Annotated in this window: 13 protein-coding genes; 4 read left to right on the top strand and 9 right to left on the bottom strand. The window is 69.6% G+C overall.

The window, feature by feature from the left end; all coding sequences use genetic code 11:
* Positions 1-295 precede the first annotated feature (295 nt).
* Genes DN824_RS08455 through DN824_RS08445 form a run of 3 tightly spaced genes read left to right on the top strand, consistent with a single transcriptional unit; the run spans position 296 to position 2,811 of the window.
* Positions 296-1,303 (top strand): methionine ABC transporter ATP-binding protein, encoded by a 1,008-nt coding sequence (locus DN824_RS08455; RefSeq protein WP_138407916.1) that lies wholly within the window; start codon positions 296-298, stop codon positions 1,301-1,303.
* Positions 1,303-1,980 carry a methionine ABC transporter permease gene (locus DN824_RS08450; protein WP_138407915.1) on the top strand — a complete coding sequence of 226 codons (678 nt, stop codon included), beginning with the start codon at positions 1,303-1,305 and terminating at the stop codon, positions 1,978-1,980. Before DN824_RS08455 ends, DN824_RS08450 begins: the two co-directional genes overlap by 1 nt.
* Positions 1,981-2,037: 57 nt before the next feature.
* Positions 2,038-2,811, top strand: a complete 774-nt coding sequence (locus DN824_RS08445) for a MetQ/NlpA family ABC transporter substrate-binding protein (RefSeq protein WP_138407914.1) — start codon at positions 2,038-2,040, stop codon at positions 2,809-2,811.
* A gap of 104 nt (positions 2,812-2,915) precedes the next feature.
* Here DN824_RS08445 and DN824_RS08440 read toward each other — a convergent pair whose 3' ends face one another.
* The 8 genes from DN824_RS08440 to DN824_RS08405 form a co-directional block, all read right to left on the bottom strand.
* Entirely contained in the window at positions 2,916-4,325 is a 1,410-nt protein-coding gene (locus DN824_RS08440; protein ID WP_138407913.1) for an ABC transporter ATP-binding protein, read from the bottom strand.
* Entirely contained in the window at positions 4,322-5,119 is a 798-nt protein-coding gene (locus tag DN824_RS08435) for an ABC transporter permease (protein WP_138407912.1), read from the bottom strand. Before DN824_RS08435 ends, DN824_RS08440 begins: the two co-directional genes overlap by 4 nt.
* Entirely contained in the window at positions 5,116-6,054 is a 939-nt protein-coding gene (locus tag DN824_RS08430; RefSeq protein WP_138407911.1) for an ABC transporter permease, read from the bottom strand. The genes DN824_RS08435 and DN824_RS08430 overlap by 4 nt, the downstream gene beginning before the upstream one ends.
* Entirely contained in the window at positions 6,051-7,571 is a 1,521-nt protein-coding gene (locus tag DN824_RS08425) for an ABC transporter substrate-binding protein (protein ID WP_138407910.1), read from the bottom strand. Before DN824_RS08425 ends, DN824_RS08430 begins: the two co-directional genes overlap by 4 nt.
* Before the next feature lie 155 nt (positions 7,572-7,726).
* On the bottom strand, positions 7,727-8,494 hold the full coding sequence (locus tag DN824_RS08420; protein WP_138407909.1) for a heme ABC transporter ATP-binding protein: 768 nt from the start codon (positions 8,492-8,494) through the stop codon (positions 7,727-7,729).
* Positions 8,494-9,531 (bottom strand): FecCD family ABC transporter permease, encoded by a 1,038-nt coding sequence (locus DN824_RS08415; protein WP_138407908.1) that lies wholly within the window; start codon positions 9,529-9,531, stop codon positions 8,494-8,496. The genes DN824_RS08420 and DN824_RS08415 overlap by 1 nt, the downstream gene beginning before the upstream one ends.
* A complete protein-coding gene (locus DN824_RS08410; RefSeq protein ID WP_138407907.1) occupies positions 9,528-10,412 on the bottom strand; it encodes a heme/hemin ABC transporter substrate-binding protein in 885 nt (294 codons plus the stop codon). The genes DN824_RS08415 and DN824_RS08410 overlap by 4 nt, the downstream gene beginning before the upstream one ends.
* 2 nt (positions 10,413-10,414) lie before the next feature.
* On the bottom strand, positions 10,415-11,473 hold the full coding sequence (locus tag DN824_RS08405; protein ID WP_138407906.1) for a hemin-degrading factor: 1,059 nt from the start codon (positions 11,471-11,473) through the stop codon (positions 10,415-10,417).
* A 162-nt stretch (positions 11,474-11,635) separates the two neighbouring features.
* Here DN824_RS08405 and DN824_RS08400 point away from each other — a divergent pair, with 162 nt between their 5' ends.
* The gene (locus tag DN824_RS08400; RefSeq protein WP_138407905.1) at positions 11,636-13,828 is read left to right on the top strand and encodes a TonB-dependent hemoglobin/transferrin/lactoferrin family receptor; all 2,193 of its coding nucleotides are present in this window, start codon (positions 11,636-11,638) and stop codon (positions 13,826-13,828) included.
* Between the two features lie 19 nt (positions 13,829-13,847).
* Here DN824_RS08400 and DN824_RS08395 read toward each other — a convergent pair whose 3' ends face one another.
* Entirely contained in the window at positions 13,848-14,483 is a 636-nt protein-coding gene (locus DN824_RS08395; protein WP_138407904.1) for an SCO family protein, read from the bottom strand.
* Positions 14,484-14,497: the final 14 nt, after the last annotated feature.

Genomic DNA, 14,497 nt, shown 5'->3' with positions numbered 1-14,497 from the left:
ACGGTGCTTGCGTACGCTTTAAAAAAAATGCAGTCCGGTCGGTTTCGGCAGCTGTAACCGTGCAGACGTTCCTGGATTTCAACGACGGGGCGACGACCGGGGCGGCTCGCAGCGCCGCCACGCCCGGGCGTATCGTTAAAACGGACCGGCGCCGGGCGACAACGTTGCGTGACACCTAATAATGTGTGGCTATAACGACGATAGTGAGGCGCTATCCGGCGGCAGGCGGTGGGGGCGCGGCACAAAACAGGTAGAATGGTCCGCTTTGCCAGAGTCCGCCTCACAAGGTCCGCCCGTGATCGAATTCCACCACGTCCACAAAACCTACCGGGTCGAAGGGCGCGAGATCCCCGCGCTGCAACCGACCCAGCTGGAGATCGCCGCTGGCGAAGTGTTCGGCCTGATCGGCCACTCCGGCGCCGGCAAGAGCACGCTGCTGCGCCTGATCAACCGCCTGGAGGAACCCTCCGGCGGTCGCATCCTGGTCGAAGGCGAAGACGTCACCGCCCTGGATGCCAACGGCCTGCGCCGCTTTCGCCAGCGCGTCGGGATGATCTTCCAGCACTTCAACCTGCTCAGCTCCAAAACCGTCGCCGACAACGTGGCCATGCCCCTGCGCCTGGCCGGCGGGCATTCGTCCGCCGAGATCGACAGGCGGGTCGCCGCCCTGCTCGAGCGCGTCGGTCTCAAGGACCACGCGCGCAAGTACCCGGCGCAGCTCTCCGGCGGGCAGAAGCAGCGGGTCGGCATCGCCCGCGCGCTGGCCACCGAGCCGAGCATCCTGCTCTGCGACGAGGCCACCAGCGCGCTGGACCCGCAGACCACCGGCCAGGTGCTGCAGCTGCTCGCCGAGATCAACCGCGAACTGAAGCTGACCATCGTGCTGATCACCCACGAGATGGACGTGATCCGCCGCGTCTGCGACCGCGTCGCGGTGATGGATGCCGGGCAGATCGTCGAGCAGGGCCCGGTCGCCGAGGTGTTCCTGCACCCGCAGCACCCGACCACGCGGCGCTTCGTCCAGGAGGACGAGCAGGTCGACGAAGACGCGCAGCACGACGACTTCGCCCACGTGCCCGGGCGCATCCTGCGCCTGACCTTCCAGGGCGAGGCCACCTACGCGCCGCTGCTCGGCCAGGTGGCACGGGAAACCGGGGTCGACTACAGCATCCTTGCCGGACGCATCGACCGGATCAAGGACACACCCTATGGCCAGCTGACCCTGGCGCTGATCGGCGGTGACCTGCAGGCCGCCATGAGCCGCCTCGAAGCGGCCGACGTGCACGTGGAGGTACTGCGCTGATGGACGAACTGTTCGCCACCCTGTTCGCCAACGTCGACTGGTACGAGATCTGGCAGGCCAGCCTCGACACCCTCGCCATGCTCGGCGGTTCGCTGCTGTTCACCGTGCTGCTCGGCCTGCCGCTGGGCGTGCTGCTGTTCCTCACCGGCCCGCGGCAGATGTTCGAGCAGCGTGCCTTCTATGGCTTCGTGTCGCTGCTGGTCAACATCCTGCGCTCGGTGCCCTTCGTCATCCTGCTGATCGTGATGATTCCCTTCACGGTGGTCATCACCGGCACCTCGCTGGGGGTGGCCGGCGCGATACCGCCGCTGGTGGTGGGCGCCACGCCGTTCTTCGCCCGGCTGGTGGAAACCGCGCTGCGCGAGGTGGACCGCGGGATCATCGAGGCGACCCAGGCGATGGGCGCCACCACCCGCCAGATCATCACCAGCGCCTTGCTACCCGAAGCGCTGCCGGGCATAGTCGCCGCCATCACCGTCACCGCCATTACCCTCGTCTCCTACACCGCCATGTCCGGCCTGATCGGCGGCGGCGGACTGGGGGACCTGGCGGTGCGCTACGGGTACCAGCGCTATCAGCCGGACGTGATGGTCGTGACCGTCGTCCTGCTGCTGGTGCTCGTCCAGATCCTGCAAACCGTCGGCGACAAGCTGGTGGTACATTTCTCGCGCAAATGAACGCAAGGAGGCCGGCGCACGGGCGCCGCCTCGATCATTCAAAAAGGAGTTGAACCGATGAAGAAGCTATTGGCCGCCGTCGCGGCCTTCGCGGCACTGTCCGCCCATGCCTCCGAGCAACTGAGCGTCGCCGCCACCGCCGTGCCCCACGCCGAGATCCTCGAATTCGTCAAACCGGTACTGGCCGAGCAGGGCGTGGAACTCAACGTCAAGGTCTTCACCGACTACGTGCAGCCCAACGTACAGGTCGCCGAGAAGCGCCTGGACGCCAACTTCTTCCAGCATCAACCCTACCTCGACGAGTTCAACAAGAGCCGCCGCACCGACCTGGTGAGCGTCGCCGGTGTGCACGTCGAGCCCTTCGGCGCCTACTCCAGCAAGCACAAGTCGCTGGACGACCTGCCCAACGGCGCCACCGTGGTGATCCCCAACGACGCCACCAACGGCGGCCGCGCCCTGCTGCTGCTGGCCAAGGCCGGCGTGATCACCCTCAAAGACGGCGCCGGCATCACCGCCACGCCCAAGGACATCGCCCAGAGCCCGAAGAACATCAAGATCCGCGAGCTCGAAGCCGCCACCCTGCCGCGCGTGCTGACCCAGGTCGACCTGGCCCTGATCAACACCAACTATGCGCTGGAAGCCAAGCTCAACCCCACCGAAGACGCCCTGTTCATCGAAGGCAGCGACTCGCCCTACGTGAACATCCTGGTCTCGCGCAGCGACAACAAGGACAGCGACGCCATGCAGAAGCTCGCCGCCGCGCTGCACAGCGAGCAGGTCCGTCAGTTCATCGAAGAGAAGTACAAGGGCGCCGTGGTCCCGGCGTTCTGATCGCCCGACCGCCCGCCTGAAAAAACCCCGCTTCGGCGGGGTTTTTTTTCATGTCTGGGGCATGGCAAGAAGCCGCGCGCTGCACGGGCGACGGCCCGCTGCCGCTAAGCGCCTTGCCCACCCAGCGCCAGCTGCCGGTCGCAGGTCCTGACCAGCATCTGCGCGTCATGGCTGACCAGCAGGAGCGCGCAGCCACGCTCGAGGGCCGCCTCGGTGAGCAGCGCGATCACTTCGCGCGCGGTGATCGGGTCCAGCCGCGAGACCGGTTCGTCGGCGAACAGCAGCACCGGATCGAGCAGCAGGGCGCGGGCGATGGCCAGGCGTTGCAGCTCTCCACCGGACACCTCGGTTGCGCTTCGCGCCAGCAGGCCGGGCGCCAGCCGCAACTGCTCCAGCAACGGCGGCAGGCGCGCCGGATCGAGGCGGTGCAGCGCGATCAGGTCATCGAACAACCGACCCAGCGGGACGCCGGGAGCGAAGGCGGCCGGAGGGTCCTGGTAGAGCTTCAGGTAGCGGTGCGCGGCAACGCCCGGCTGACGTCGCACCTCACCCCGGTCGGGCGGCAGGAGACCGAGCAGAATGTCGCCCAGGCTGCTCTTGCCGCAGCCGCTGTCGCCGGCGATGCCGATGATCTCGCCGGCCGCGATGCGCAGGTCCAGCCCCTCGAACAACTGGTTGCCGCCGCGCTGCTTGGCCAGCCCGCGAGCCTCGAGCACCGCCGGCGCCTGCGCCGCGGCCACGCGCTCGGGTCGCACCGGCCAGAAGCGAGGGTCGGCCTCGATCAGCGCACGGGTGTAGTCGGCGGCGGGCGAACCCAGCACCTGCTCGGCAGCGCCCTGCTCCACCAGGCGCCCGGCGCGCATCACCAGCACCCGGCCACCGAGCTGGCGCGCCAGCGCCACGTCATGGGTGATGGTCAGCAGCGCCTGCTGCTCGCCGCGCTCGGCCAGCAGCGCGGCCAACTGATCGCGGCGACTGGCATCGAGCCCCTTGGTCGGCTCGTCGGCCAGCAGGATCTGCGCGCCGCCGGCCGTCGCCGCGCAGAAGGCCAGGCGCTGGGCCATGCCACCGGACAGCTGCCCCGGCAGCCGTTCGGTAGCGTCGTCAAGGCCGACGCCGGCCAGCGCCTGCGCCGCGTTCCGGTTCGCCTGCTCGACCGACAGGCCGGCCACGCATTCATGCACCTCGGCCACCTGCTGGCGGCTGCGCATCAACGGGTCCAGGGAATGCCAGGGTTCCTGCGGCAGCATGCCGATGCGCTGGCCCCAGAGCCGTTCGCGCTCGGCGCGGCCGAGGCTGGCGAGGTCGACGCCGTCGATCCGGACTCGCCCGTGGCTCCGCAGCGGCGGTGGCAGCAGGCCCATGATCGCCTGCATCAACAGGCTCTTGCCGGCCCCGGTCTCGCCGAGAATGGTGACTCGCTCGCCGGCCTGCAGGCTCAACGAAAGGCGTTCGAGCAGCGTGGCGCCTTCGGCGGTGACGCTCAGTTCGTCGATCTCCAGCAACGCGCTCATCGATCCTTCCCCGCCAGCAGGTTGAGCCCGAACACCAGCACGAACACCGCCAGTACCGGCTGCGCGAGCACCCAGGGTGCGTCGCTGTAATAAGGAAACAGCTCCACCATCATCAGGCCCAGCTCGGCGGTCGGCGGGCGCAGGCCGACCGCCACGAAGCCGAGCGCGGCCAAGGCCAGGATGGCGCCGGCGGCACCGAACGCGGCGAGGGTCAGCACCGGGCCGACCAGCGCCGGCCACAGGTGTCGGCGCAGGCAATAGAACCAGCCGAAGCCGAGCATGCGCGAGGCCTGCATCTGCGCCGAGCCGACCACGCTGCGGGTGATCGCGCGGGTCACCCGGAAGTATTCCACCCAGAGCACCAGCGAGATGGCCACGTAGAGCATCGGCAGCGAACCTGGCGCGAGGCCCGCGAACAGCAGGATCAGCACCAGCCCGGGCAAGGCCAGCACCATGTTCAGCAGCAGCGACAGCAGCCTGTCGATCCACCCCTGGCGCCAGCCCGCCGCAACGCCCAGGGCGACGCCGATGCTCGCCGAGGTGACCACGCAGAGCAGGCTCAGCAACAGCGACAGGCGCAGGGCCGCGCCCATGCGGGCCAGCATGCTGCGCCCGAACTGGTCGGTGCCCAGCGGTTCCGCCAGGCTCGGGGCGGCAAAGCTGCGGGCCAGGTCCTGCAGGGCCGGATCGGTTCGGTTGAACAGTCCCTCGAGCAGCGCGAACAGCACCAGCAGCGCAATCAGCGCGGCGCCGAGGCGCTGGCGGGCGGACAGCCCATGCAACGGATGTCTCATCGCTCGGCCCTCTGGCGTGGATCGATCAGGTAGCAGGCCAGGTCGATCAGCAGGTTGAGGACGACGAACAGCAGCCCGAGGGCCATCGCCGCGCCCTGGATCATCGGCACGTCGCGGTTGAACACCGCATGGGCCAGGCCGTGGCCGAGCCCGGGCCAGGAAAACAGGGACTCGATCATCACCACCCCTTCGATCACCGAAGCCAGCTGGATGCCGAGGAACGCCACCACCGGCAGCGCGCCGTTGCGCAGGCCATGGCGCACCAGGGACTGGCCGAAGCTGAGCCCCTTGACCCGCGAGAAGGTGAACATCGCCGAGCGCAGCACCTGGCTGGCGCTGTGGCGCACCACCCGACTGGACACCGCGGCCATCGCCAGCGCCAGGGTCACGGCCGGCAGTACCAGGTAGCGCGGCCCGTCGAAGCCGGCCACCGGCAGCAGCTTGAGCTCCAGCGACAGCACCAGGATCAATGCCAGGCCGATGACGAACACCGGTTGCGCACGCAGCAGCGCCGAAACCATCAGCGACAGCCGGTCGAACCAGCCCTCGGCGCGATAGGCCGCGTACAGGCCGACCGGAAGGGCGATCAGCAGCGAGATCAGCATCGCCGCGCCGGCCAGCAGCAGCGTATGGCCGAGCAGGTGACTGATCTCATGGGCGACCGGCAGCCCACTGACCAGCGAGTCGCCGAGGTTGAAGCGCAGCAGGTCGAGCAGCCAGTTCAGGTACAGCTGCAGCCCCGGCTGGTCGAGCCCAAGCTCGGCGCGCACCGCCTCGGCCGCGGCGAGGTCGACGTTGTCGTAGCCATAGCGGCCGGCGGCGATGCGAAACGCCAGGTCGCCGGGCAGCAGCCGCATCAGCACGAAGCTCAGGGTGCCCACCGCCCAGGTGACGAAGGCGGCCTGTCCCAGGCGTTTGAGAATCATCGGGATCATGGGGCGAAGCTCATGTCGGCGATCCGGTAGTTGCGCTCGTAGGGATCGAAACTGAAGCCGCGCACGCGCGCGGAAACGGCCGTCTGCTGGGTGTAGAAGAGCACCGGAATCACCGGCAGCTCCTCGGCCAGTATCTGCGCGACGCGCCTGGCGCCCTGGCGGTAGCGCGCCGGGTCGGGTTCGGCCTGCAGCGCCCGCAGCAGTGCCGGCAGCTCCTCGTTGTGCCAGCCCATCGCCCCCCAGTCGCCGTTGCCGCGGTCGCCGTAATCGGCCTGCAGCAGACTCAGCGGATCGGCGACGTTGCCGTAGTTGCGCGCCACCAGCGCCAGTTGCAGCGAACCGTCGTGATGGCCGGACGGAATGCCGCTGGAGTTGACCACCGAGACGTCGAGGGCGACGCCGATCTCGCGCAGCTGGGCCTGGATGGCCGTGGCCACGACGAACAGCTCGGGGCGGTCGGCGTAAGTCACCAGGCTCATGGCGAAACGCTGCCCGTCGCGCTGCAGGATGCCGTCGCCGCCCGCCCTCCAGCCGAGACCGGCGAGCAGCGCGCGGGCGCGGGACAGGTCGCGACCGATCGGTGGCAACGCGTCGAGGTGCCAGAGCGAGAGCGACGGAGGGATCAGCTGGTTGGCCTCGCCGCCGGGCACCCTGAGGATACGGCTGGCGATGCCTTCGCGGTCCAGCGCCAGGCTCAGCGCCTCACGCGCGTCGCGCTCGGCGAGAAACGGGTGGCTGGCGTCGAGCTTGATCTGGATGGTGCGCGGCACGGTGTCGGAATGTACCCGCACGTCGTCGCGACGGCGAAGCAGGTCCAGGCTCGCCGGGTCCAGGGTGTAGATGATGTCGGTCTGCCCGGCCATCACCTGCAGGGCACGACTCTCGGCGCGATGGCCCGTGAGGTAGACGGCGCGCTCGATGTTCGCCGGCTTGCCCCAGTAGCCGTCGAAACGCACCACGCCGAGCCGGTGCGGCGGGTCGAACTCGGCCAGCCGATAGGGGCCGGTGCCCAGCATCCAGCGCACCTGCCCGCGGGCGTCATAGGACGCCGGTGCGAGGATCGCGGTGGTGTAATGGGCCATCACCGCGCCCAGCGGGCTGTAGGGGCTGGTCAGGCGAATCGCGAGGCTCGACGGACCCTCGGCGATGACCTCGGCGATCGGCGCGGCGCGGATCACGCCCGGCTTGGCCAGGGCCTGCCGAACGGCCTGGGCGGCGGCCTCGGCATCGAGCGGCGAGCCGTCGTGGAAGCGCACCCCCTCGCGCAGCTGGAAGCGCCAGAGCAGACCCTCCTCGTGGGTCTGCCAGCGCTCGGCGAGGCCGGGCAGCAACCGGCCCTCATCGTCGACCTCGACGAGGGTCTGCGCGACCTGCAGGCGGGTGTAGAGATAGCCGTCGCGCGAGGGGTCCTGGCTGGTGAATTCGAACGGCCCGCCCAGGGTCAGCTGGTTGGGGTCCTGGTTCGGCGAACAAGCGGCCAGCACGAGCACCAGCAGCAGGCAACAGAGGGGTTTCACGAAGCGTCCTTCTTCCGGCAAACGACGATGTCGCCGGGCCGAGGACACACGGCCGCGGCGGCGAGCGCGGCCGCTGATGATATGTTATTGCATTCCTGTCGTGTACCTCCTGAAGAGCGCAACCGCTCTGGCGCGCCCTCCCGTGCAGGATATGCTCAGCGCACCACCACCAGCGGGTGGCCACGCTCCGGGTGGCGCTGCACCAGCACGTCCAGGCCGAACACGTCGCGCAGCGGCTGCGGCTGCAGGACCTGTTCGACCGAACCCTGCGAGTACGCATGCCCCTCGTGCAGGAGCAGCAGGCGATCGCAATAGCGCGCCGCCAGGTTGAGGTCGTGGAGGATCACCAGCACCGCCGCGCCACGCTCGGCGAAGCCGCGCACCGCCTGCAGGGTGCTGTGCTGGTGCAAGGGGTCCAGCGCCGAGGTGGGCTCGTCGAGCAGCAGCACCCGCCCCTCGGCGCCGGGCCAGAGCTGCGCCAGCACCCGCGCCAGGTGCACGCGCTGGCGCTCGCCGCCGGACAGCGCCAGGTAGCTGCGGTCCCGCAGATGCGCGGCATCGGCCGCGGCCAGCGCCTGATCGACGATGCGCAGGTCCGCCGCGCGGCCTTCGGCGTGGGGCAGCCGGCCCATGGCGACCACCTCTTGCACCCTGAACCCGAAACTCAGGCTCGACTGCTGCGGCAGCACGGCCAGGCGCTGCGCCCGCTCGCGCGACGGCCACTGCGCCAGCGGACGATCGGCCAGCAAAACCCGTCCCTCGCTGACCGCAAGCTCGCCACTGAGGGCACCGAGCAGGGTGCTCTTGCCGGCACCGTTCGGCCCCAGCACGCCGAACACCTCGCCGGCGCGCAGCTGCAGATCGATGCGCTGCAGGACGCTTCGGCTGCCGCGCCTGACTTCGAGATTCTCGACCCTGAGCATCAGCTGCGCCCCCGCACCAGCAGGAACAGGAAGAACGGCGCCCCCAGCAGCGCGGTGACGATGCCGATCGGCAACTCGGCCGGCGCCAGGAGCAGCCGCGCCAGCAGGTCGGCAAACAGCAGCAGGCTGGCGCCGGCCAGCGCCGCGGCGGGCAGCAGCACGCGGTGATCCGGCCCGCTGAGCAGGCGAATCAGGTGCGGCACCACCAGTCCGATGAAACCGATCAGCCCCGCCGCCGCCACGGCCGCACCGACGCCCAGGGCGGTGAGAAACACCAGCTCGCGCTTGAGCCGCTCCACCGAAAAGCCGAGATGGCGCGCCTCGGATTCACCCAGCAGCAAGGCGTTGAGCGCGGCCGCGCGGCGCGGCAACCACAGCGCCACCGCCGCGGCGATCAGCAGCAGCGGCCAGAGCCGGGCGTAACTCGCGCCATTGAGGCTGCCCAGGTTCCAGAAGGTCAGGGTGCGCAGGGTGGCGTCGTCGGCGAGATAGGTGAACAGGCCAATGGCGGCGCCGGCCAGGGCGGTCAGCGCGATGCCAGCGAGCAGCATGGTGGCGACGCTGGTCTGGCCCTCGCGGCGGCCCAGGCGATAGACCGTGGCGGTGACCACCAACCCGCCGGCGAAGGCACTCGCCGACAGCAGATAGGGCTCGAACGCCACCGGCAGGCCCCCCAGCGCGGAGCCGAAGACGATCGCCACGGCCGCGCCGAGGGCGGCGCCGCTGGAGACGCCGATCAGCCCCGGGTCGGCGAGCGGGTTGCGGAACAGCCCCTGCATCGCCACCCCGGTCAGCGCCAGCACCGCGCCCACCGCCAGACCCAGCAGGGTGCGCGGCAGGCGGATCTGGCCGAGGATGAGCTCGGCCTGGGCGAGCCCCGGATGGGAGTCGCCCAGGCCCGCCAGGCTGAGCACGGCGCGCCAGGTATCGCCCGGCGCGAGGCTCACCGGCCCGAGCGCCAGGGACAGCCAGACGGCGAGCAGCAGGAGAAGCGCCAGCAGTACGAACAGCAGGCGCGCGGGCAGGACAGGGGTCATCGGGTTACGTCGGTGGTCAGGGCCTGGGCGTGAGGATAAAAGGCCGCCGCCAGCGCCGCCAGCTCGGCGGGCAGGCGTGGGCCGAGCCCACCGACCAGCAAGGTCGGATCGAGGCCGTAGATCCGCGACTCGCGCACGGCGCGCAACGAGGCCAGCGCCGGGTGCCGGGCCAGCAGCGCCTCGCTCATGGCGGCGCCGGCCAGGCTGCGATCGGTGACGATCAGCACGTCCGGGTCGAGCGCGGCCAGGGTCTCGCTGGAAAGCGGCTTGAAGCCGTGATGGCCGGCCAGGTTGCGCCCTCCGGCCCGCTCGATCAGCCAGTCGGCGCTGGTGCCCTGCCCGCCCGCCAGCAGGTTGCCGCCGCCCTGGCCGAACAGCAGCAATACGCCGGGCGCCTCAGCGGACGTCTGCGCCGCGGCGACCCAATCGGCCTGGCGCGCCAGGCGCTGCCGGTACTCCTCGAACGACTGCGAGGCCCGGGCCGGCTCGCCGAGCAGTCGCCCGAGCCGTTCGAGGGTGTCCGCCAGGCTCGCCAGCTCCGGCTCCGCCGAAAGCGTCAGGACCTGCACACCGGCCCCGCGCAGTTGATCGAGTACCGTGGGCGGCCCCATTTCCTCGCTGCCGACGAGCACGTCCGGGCGCAACGCGAGTATCCCCTCGGCGGCCAGCTGGCGCTGGTAGCCGATGCTCGGCAGCGTCTGCACCGAGGCCGGATGCTGGCTGGTGGTGTCGACGCCCACCAGCCTGGCCTCGCCGCCGAGGGCGGCGATCCATTCGGTCAGCGAACCACCCGCGCTGACCCAGCGCTGGGGCAGCGGCTCGCCGTGGGCCGCGACGCTGCAAACGAGTCCCAACAGGACGCCCCCGAGCCAGGCACGCATGCTCAGGCCTCCACGGCAGCCGGCGCCTCGGCCAGCGCGCGCCAGTCTTCGCGCTCGGGAATCCCCGGCTTGCGCGCGCCGAACAGCTGCACGACCAGCTCGCCCTGGGCGTCGAAGGCCTCCCAGCTGGTGATGACGCCGTCGCTGCTCGGCTTGCGGACCCGCCACAGCTCGGTCACGCCGCGCACGTCCAGATGCAGGTTGAAGTCGGGGTCCAGGACGTTGAACCAGTGGTCCATCCAGCGAAGGCTGTTCACCGGGCCGGTGTGGATCTGGATGCAGTGGCGGTTGCCGACGAACACCATGATCGGTACCTGCGAGACGGCCGCCCGCTCGAACAGCATCGGCAGTTCGGTCAGCGGCAGGCGTTCGGCCCAGTCCCGCCCGGCCAGCCGCAGCGCCTGGGTGCGCTGCACGCCGTGCTTCTTCAGCAGGGCGAAGAAATGGTGCGTGTCCTTGAGTTCGGACCAGCCCAGGCGCAGCACGTCGACGTCGATGGCCGCGTCGGGACGGGCGATGGCGGCCGGCTCGTGCGGCTGCAGGTCCAGCGTCATGCCCTGGTCCGGTTCGGCGAAGCGCTCGGTCAGCGCCGCCCAGGCATCCTGGTCGCTGTCCTCGGTGAGGTAGACCTTGTGCACCGCGACGCCCTGGTGATCGAACACCTGCAGGCTGCGCTGCATCCCGCGCGGGGTCTGCTCGTTCACCGCGAAGGCGCTGCTCCAGCCGGTGAGGAACAACCGCAGGTCGATGTCGGGCGAGACCACCAGCCCCATCTGCCCGTTGCCGCCGATGGTGACGTCGCGGTAGACGCCCTTGCGCTCGTGGACGCAATGCTCGTTGCGGGTCAGGGCCATGATCCGCCCCAGCGGCTCGAGGGCCGGGAGCAGTTCGCGCCAGTTCGGCTGCAGGCGCACGGCGTCGATGCCCAGGCGGCTGGCCACCAGTTCGGCCTCGCTGACGGCCAGGGCGGCGGCCGCATCGCGTGCGCGAAGCGCCGGCTGCGCCTGACGCAGGGCCTGCCAGTTCTGGTACAGCGTGGAAGGAGAGGCGGTGAGTGACATCTCTTGAGCTTCCTTGAAAAGAGAAAGGGGGATGGCCCCGACAGCGGGCCGAGGCGGACCAGCTTACAAGCAAGTCACTCTCATTATCAAATGCGAATGATTTACATCCAAACAATTGCAGCCTAGGATCTGCGACCGCCACCTCGCACAGGAATGCACCCCATGAAGCCCACGCCTCGCCTTTCCCTCGGTTCCAGCCTCGCCTTATTGGCGCTCGCCCCGGCGGTGACCTTCGCCCAACCCATGCAGTTGCCCAGTATCACCGTCAGCGCGACGCGCACCCAGGCCTCGGTCGAGGACGTCCCGGCCAGCGTCTCGGTCATCGAGCGGCGAGCGCTCGACCAGCGCAACGTCAACAGCATCAAGGACCTGGTCCGCGACCAGCCCGGCGTCTCGGTATCCGGCACCGGGCATGCGTCCGGCCTCAGCGGCTATACCATCCGCGGCATCGACGGCAATCGCGTGCTGACCCAGATCGACGGCGTGGAAGTGCCCGACGCCTATGCCTTCGGCCCCTACGCCAATACCCGTCGCAACTACGTCGACCCGGAGATCATCCGCGCGGTCGAAATCCTCCACGGCCCCGCCTCGGCGCTGTACGGCAGCAACGCCATCGGCGGCGCCGTCAGCTACTTCACCCTCGATCCGTCCGACATCATCAAACCCGGCCAGGACGTCGGCGCACGCCTGAAGACAGGCTACAGCTCGGCCGACGAGAGCTGGCTGGGCTCGGCCACCGTGGCCGGTCGCCAGGATGCGTTCGAGGGGCTGCTGCACTACAGCAGGCGCAGCGGGCAGGAAACCGAGACCCGGGGCAACGTCGGCGGCACCGGCACCGGCCGCAGCGAGGCCAACCCCGAGGACAACGAGGCCTACAACGTGCTGGCCAAGCTCGGCTACCGCTATGGCGAGGACAACGCACTCAAGCTGACCTACGAGCATTACCGCGCGCGCATGGATGGCGACATCCTGAGCTCGCCGACCGCGCTGTTCGGCTTCCCGACCCGGGCCTACCTCGGTCGCAACGTGCTCAACGAGATCGAGCGCGAGCGCTACAGCCTGGAAAACCGCCTGGCCTTCGACTCATCGCTGGCCGACACCTGGACCGCGCGCCTGAGCTACCAGAACGCCGGGACCGACGAGCGCACCTACCAGCCCAACAGCGCCACCAGCCGCTACCGCAAGACCACCTACCAGGAGCAGAACTGGACGCTGGACAACCAGTTCGACAAGGCATTCGCCCTCGGCCGGACCGCGCATCACCTCACCTACGGCCTGAGCTACCAGCACAGCGACGTGAGCGGCCTGCGCACCGGCAGCGCCACCCCGCTGTATGCCAGTGACTTCCCCGATCCCACCGTGCGGACCTGGGGCGTGTTCATGCAGGACCGCATCGAATACGGCCGCTGGACCTTCCTGCCGGGGCTGCGCTACGACCACGAGACCCTCGACCCGAAAGCCACCGCGGCCTACCTGTCCACGGTCGCCGCCGACGAGATCGACCTGGACGACAAGACCTGGCACCGCGTCTCGCCCAAGCTCGGCATCACCTACGCCCTGAACGACCAGTACAGCCTCTACGGCCAGTACGCCGAAGGCTTCCGCACGCCCACGGCCAAGGCGCTGTACGGCAACTTCACCAACGACAGCGGCGGCTACCAGGTCATCGGCAACTCGAGCCTCGACCCGGAAACCAGCAAGGGCATCGAGGTGGGCCTGCGCGGGCGCTTCGACCATGGCCGCTTCGGCCTGGCGGCCTTCTACAACCGCTACCGCGACTTCATCGAAGAGGATGCGCTGGGCGGCGGCGGCAGCTACACCACCTTCCAGTCCACCAACATCGACAAGGCGGTGATCCGCGGCGCCGAGGCCCAGGGGCGGCTCGAACTGGGCGGCTTCGGCCTGCCGGCGGGGCTCTACACCCAGGGTTCGATCGCCTATGCCTGGGGCGAGAACCGCGACAGCGGCCGGCCGATCAACAGCGTCAACCCGCTCACCGGTGTGTTCGGCCTGGGCTACGACCAGGTCGAAGGCACCTATGGCGCCCTGCTCAACTGGACGCTGGTGCGGCGCAAGACCCGGGTCGACGACACCACCTACCACGCCGCGGACGGCACCACCCAGTTCCGCACCCCCGGTTTCGGCGTGGTCGACCTGACCGGCTACTACCGCGTCACGCCGGACATCACGGTCAATGCCGGGCTCTACAACCTCGCCGACAAGAAATACTGGCTGTGGGATGACGTGCGCGGCTACGACAGCACCGGCGAGGCGGGTTTCCTCGCGCCGGCCAACCTCGACCGCCTGACCCAGCCGGGGCGCAACGTGTCGGTGAACGTGGTCTGGTCGATCTGAGCGGCGCTCCGGGCGCGCCCTAGCCGTCGCGCCCGATCAGCTTCGGCAGCTGCTCGGCCAGCTTGTCGGTCTTGAGCGGCGCCCGGATGAAACCGTGCTGGCTGCCGTCGGGGCCGATCAGCGCGAGGTTGCCGCTGTGATCGACCGTGTAGTTTTCCTTCGAGGTGTCGGCCGGGATGAAGGGAATGCCCACGGCATCGGCCAGCGTCTGGATGCCCTCCATCGGCCCGGTCAGGCCCTTGAAGCCCGCGCCGAAGAAGCCCAGGTACTGCCTGAGCTGCTCGGGCGTGTCGCGGTGGGGGTCGACGGTCACCAGGATCGGCTGCACCCGGTCGCGCAGCGCTTCGGGCAGCCCGCTCCTGAGCTGGCGCAGCTCGGCCAGGGTGGCCGGGCAGATGTCCGGGCAGAAGGTGTAGCCGAAGAACAGCAGCGTCCAGCGGCCCTCGAGCTGGTCGAGCTGCACCGGCTCGCCGTTCTCGTCGGTGAGGCGCAGATCCGGCATGGGTCGCGTCTGAGGCAGGAGCACGATACCGGCGTCGAGCAGCGCCGCCGGGTTGGCCTGGGCGCTGCTGTTGAGGACCCGGTGCACGGTCAGCCCGACGATCAGGGCGACCACGGCGACGAGCACCAGTACGGTTTTTTGAATGCGGGTCATCGAAAGCCTGCGGG

The organism is Stutzerimonas nosocomialis (assembly GCF_005876855.1).
In the GTDB taxonomy this organism is placed as follows: domain Bacteria; phylum Pseudomonadota; class Gammaproteobacteria; order Pseudomonadales; family Pseudomonadaceae; genus Stutzerimonas; species Stutzerimonas nosocomialis.
This window is presented reverse-complemented; position numbering and strand designations above follow the sequence as displayed.